This is a genomic window from Mesotoga sp. HF07.pep.5.2.highcov (assembly GCF_003666285.1).
Classification (GTDB): domain Bacteria; phylum Thermotogota; class Thermotogae; order Petrotogales; family Kosmotogaceae; genus Mesotoga; species Mesotoga prima.
Genome location: NZ_JFHJ01000287.1, coordinates 1 through 2,857 on the forward strand (window position 1 = coordinate 1; position 2,857 = coordinate 2,857).

Annotated in this window: 5 protein-coding genes; 4 read left to right on the forward strand and 1 reads right to left on the reverse strand. The window is 44.2% G+C overall.

Annotated elements, in window-relative coordinates; genetic code table 11:
* From BG32_RS06060 to BG32_RS06070, 3 genes are all read left to right on the forward strand, one after another.
* Positions 1–339: ABC transporter permease (locus BG32_RS06060; protein WP_147434850.1), on the forward strand; the 339-nt coding region annotated here is incomplete at its 5' end.
* 108 nt (positions 340–447) lie between these two features.
* A complete protein-coding gene (locus BG32_RS06065) occupies positions 448–951 on the forward strand; it encodes a hypothetical protein (RefSeq protein ID WP_121526563.1) in 504 nt (167 codons plus the stop codon).
* 23 nt (positions 952–974) lie between these two features.
* Positions 975–1,475, forward strand: a complete 501-nt coding sequence (locus BG32_RS06070) for a hypothetical protein (RefSeq protein WP_121526564.1) — start codon at positions 975–977, stop codon at positions 1,473–1,475.
* Between the two features lie 51 nt (positions 1,476–1,526).
* On the opposite strand, the gene BG32_RS06075 is transcribed toward BG32_RS06070, so the two are convergent.
* A complete protein-coding gene (locus BG32_RS06075) occupies positions 1,527–1,955 on the reverse strand; it encodes a hypothetical protein (protein ID WP_259459559.1) in 429 nt (142 codons plus the stop codon).
* Positions 1,956–2,175: 220 nt separating this feature from the next.
* On the opposite strand from BG32_RS06075, the gene BG32_RS06080 reads away from it, so the two are divergent.
* Positions 2,176–2,857 (forward strand): NAD(P)-binding protein (locus BG32_RS06080; RefSeq protein ID WP_183084300.1); only part of this gene is annotated, 682 nt, incomplete at its 3' end.

Below are 2,857 nucleotides of genomic sequence, written 5' to 3' on the forward strand. Positions count from 1 at the left end.
TTCATAAGGGCTGCTAGATCACGAGGTGTGAGCGAAAAAACCATCATGCTGACACACGTAAGAAGGAATGCGCTTATTCCTGTAGTTACAGTGGGAGGAGAGCTCTTCGCTTCGCTTTTCGCAGGGCTCGCATTTGTTGAGACTATTTTTGCAAGGCCCGGAATCGGACGGCTGCTTACGGAAGCAGCAATAAGTTTTGAAGTTCTCACGCTCTCTGGTCTTGTTCTTCTTATTGCTGCCGTAATGCTGCTCGTGAATATTGTCGTTGATATTATTTACTCTTATTTAGATTCCAGAATCCTTCTCTGGGATAATGGCAAGAGCGAACGGGCAGAATGATAGTATTAGAGCTTTATGTAGAATTCCCGAGCATTGAAGCAAACAGTCTGAAAATCAGATTCTTTTCTTGCATGGTGGACGTACAATGAACTTTAGGGGGTGAGATCTATGAAGAAAGTCTCTCTAGTCCTGTGTCTTTTGCTCGCCGGGTCCTTATTACTTGGAAGTTTTTCTGTAGGATTGATAAATGTCGCAGCCAAAACGGAATCCCTTTCAAATACTCCTCTTTCCGGCTTCGTAGGAGTAGATGTGCTAGGTATTGACCTGCGCTATGATGTAGGACTTCTGTACCTTGGAGCGGCGACTCCGTTTCTATTGTTCACTCTTTCGGAAGATACAGGAGTGAAGTCTTCATTAATAATTCCCGGAATTGCATGGTATGGTTACATTGGATTGAAACTCGATTTTGGCGTTTTCTATTTTAGGGGGGATATCGGTCACACATTTGCTTTCGGCGAACAACTACAGCTCGGATTTTCACCTTTAAGACTTGGGTTTGGAATGAACTTCAGTCCCAGTTACTACATAGAGCTAAGCATCGATACTGTTCTGCAGAAATTCAACGAGACAATCGGGAAGATCTTTGACTTTAAGATAGGTTACAGATTCTAGAAGATCAAAAGAGGTGTTCAGAGATGAAGAGATCTATTGCAACGGCCATTTTAGTAGCTGTGCTGGCAATCTCTTGTCTTTCCAGAAATCCAACGATTGAGGCTTACAGAGAGCATTTCTACTCGATCAACTTCATGGATGTGGAAAACCTAAGTGTAAAACTAACTACGGAAAAAATCGATATCTCGAGGAATGAGAAGCAAATGCTCAATGATGGCGATATTCTCGTCTACCTTACCAATGAAGATAGGCTTGGAAAGATGGTAATACTGGAGCTTGACAAGAATGAGAGCGGCACGCTCATGTTTGATTTTGTCACGTATGATAAGGACGGAAAGATCTTCGTTGAAAAGAAAGATGTCAAATTTCACTCCTCATATGTTTTTGATTTCGACAAAGGCATATTCCCTAAAGAGATAGAAGGGGTCAAACTGTGGTGGCACAGCATTGATGACATTGAAATGTACCTTGTTCCATGGGCCCCCACGAAGCTCTTGAAGTATCCCAATGCTGAAATGAACTGACCAGCGGAACATTAGTTCGAGAAGACATTTCATAGGGTCAGCAGATTCGTTCTAGAATTCAAGCTGGATGAGAAATGTCGGCACCAGCTTCATGGTGGCGTCAACAAAGAAGTCGCCACGCAGGCTTATTGGAAGCCCCAGTTCTCCACCTACGAGAACTCTGCCAAAATCAGTCTTGAATCCATAACTAGCACCGGCGCCGGCAAGCATTAGACATTCCATCTCTCCAAGATGAATCAAACCTTCGACGCCACCGTGAACTCTCCACGAAGCAATGTCTTTGTAGAGGTAGAAACCGGGAACTAGTACGATCGAATCTGTAGCAAAGATCACTCCTGCCTTCACCTGAAATCCAAGAAGCCATGTATCAAAATTTACGGCCGCAAAAGGCTCGAAATGGCCATGAATCTTCACTCCGATACTGAAATCTACACCGATTATCGACACCGCAAGGATCAATACTAAGAACACACAAATCATCTTCGTCAATCCGATCACCTCCAAAACAATCAATTCTACCTTAAGTTACGGAGATAATTTCCAGAGGTCGTTGAGTCAATATTCACCAATAGCGCTGAAAAGCGAGCATGTTCAAATTGGAGTGGTAAAATTGGCCTGAAGTTCGGGAGCTTCGATAAGTTCACTTTTCAACGATGCAGAAGAATTGGGCTTGCAGTTTTTGATTCTCGAGGTGGTACGGATGTCGAAAATCGCGATTATAGGTGGTGGAATTGGGGGGCTTGCTGCAGGATGTTATGCCCGAATGAATCGTCTTGAATCGGTGATAATTGAGAAGTCAGATAAACCGGGAGGACTTTGTACATCGTGGGGCAAGGGTGATTATATATTTGACGGCTGCATACGTCATCTTGCTGGGCTTAAGCCAGGCACCCCACTCAACAATATGTGGAAAGACATTGGAGCGATGCCTTCCGGTATCTACTTTCCCGAAGAACTGGTGAAGGCGGTAGACGAAAAGGGTAACGAACTGACAGTCTTCTACGATCTGGAAAAGCTTGAAGCCGAAATGAAGAGAATCTCACCAGAGGATTCTGAGCTTATAGAAGACTACGTAAAAGCTATACGCAGGCTTTCCAACACTGACCTGATGGAGGTAGGCTTCTGGGGCTTCCGAGACTGGTTGAGGAATATCTCAGTATTGATTAAGAATAGAAAGGTTTCGAAATACTCCATGCTTTCATTCGCGCAGAGGTTCAAGAGTCCTGTTTTGAGAGAGTTCTTTCCTGTAATCCAGTACGGATGGGCAAACATTCCACTAACTTTGAATCTAGGAGTGGTGGCGGGATCGGCGGGAAAGAGATACGGACGATATCTCGGCGGTTCGTCCGAATTCATAAAGTCGGTGGCGGACAGATATACTT